At 60.6% G+C, this 1065-nt stretch carries 1 protein-coding gene; it reads right to left on the bottom strand.

The features are described 5' to 3' along the window. Positions 1-14: 14 nt before the first annotated feature. Positions 15-1065 (bottom strand): integrase catalytic domain-containing protein (locus ABD112_RS11545; protein ID WP_343926022.1); only part of this gene is annotated, 1051 nt, incomplete at its 5' end.

Here is a 1065-nt window from a genome sequence, read left to right as displayed (position 1 = left end):
CCCGAGGAATCATGTCAAGATGCGCGCGAGGATTGATTCGTGGAATCATTTGAGAGTGCGCGCGAGGATGGTCTGGCTGCTGGTCCTTTCTTGCTGGTCGTCAGCGTCAGTAGCTGTGCGGTGAGTGCTTGGATCTGTCGCTGGATCGCGGCCGGGTTCAACGGTTCATTCTCGCGGATGAGTCTGGTTTTCGCGGGCTTGCGGACCGTTCCCGTATCGGCGAGGACGCGTTGGAATGGTGTCTGCGGGGTGTCGTAGGTTTTCGTCATCTTCGCGCCGTTACGGGTCTTGGAGACGAGTTTCTGCTGTGGCCCGAAGTGGTTGGTTAGCAGTCTTTGCAACGCCCATATCTGGTTCAGCAACTCCAGCTCGCCGGCGGTGTCGTAACGGTGGTATCCGACCACTTGCCGCACGATGTGCCAGTTCTTCTGCTCGACGTGAGCACCGTCATTCTTGTTCCCCGACCTCGACCTGGTAAACGTCAACTTGTTCTGCTCACACCAACGGAACAGCTCCCAGTTGATGAACTCGCTTCCGTTGTCGGAATCGATCCCGAGGATCGGGAACGGGAACGACGCGGTGACATCCTTGATCGCTTGGAACACCCATTTCTGCGCCTTGTTCTTCACCGAGCGGGTCTCAGTCCACCCGGTCGCGATATCAGTAACATCCAGGGTGAAACAGAACTCACCACTGCTGTTGCCACCCTCGTGGCCGACCAAGTCGATCTCCACAAAACCCGGCACCGCGTCGTTCCAATCAGCCCAGGTCCGCATCGGGATCGAGTCCTTCAACAGTGTTCCCGGCTTGGTATGGGACCTGCCGCGCAGGATCAGCTTCGCCCGATCCGCAGCGAGGCGCCGGTCGATCGTGGCCGGCGCGATCTTCACCAGCAGCGCGGCCGTATCGTCGTCGATCGTGAGTTCTCCCAACCGGCGGAGCCTGGGCACCAGGTCTGGCAGCGCAGCGGCCAGCAGGCGCCCGCACGGAGTTCCCTGCACCGCCCACAGGAACTGCAACGCCGTGATCACCGCCGCCCCATAGATCGGCTTCCTCGGTGGTCTG

It is taken from the genome of Rhodoglobus aureus (genome assembly GCF_039527955.1).
Classification (GTDB): domain Bacteria; phylum Actinomycetota; class Actinomycetes; order Actinomycetales; family Microbacteriaceae; genus Rhodoglobus; species Rhodoglobus aureus.
This window is presented reverse-complemented; position numbering and strand designations above follow the sequence as displayed.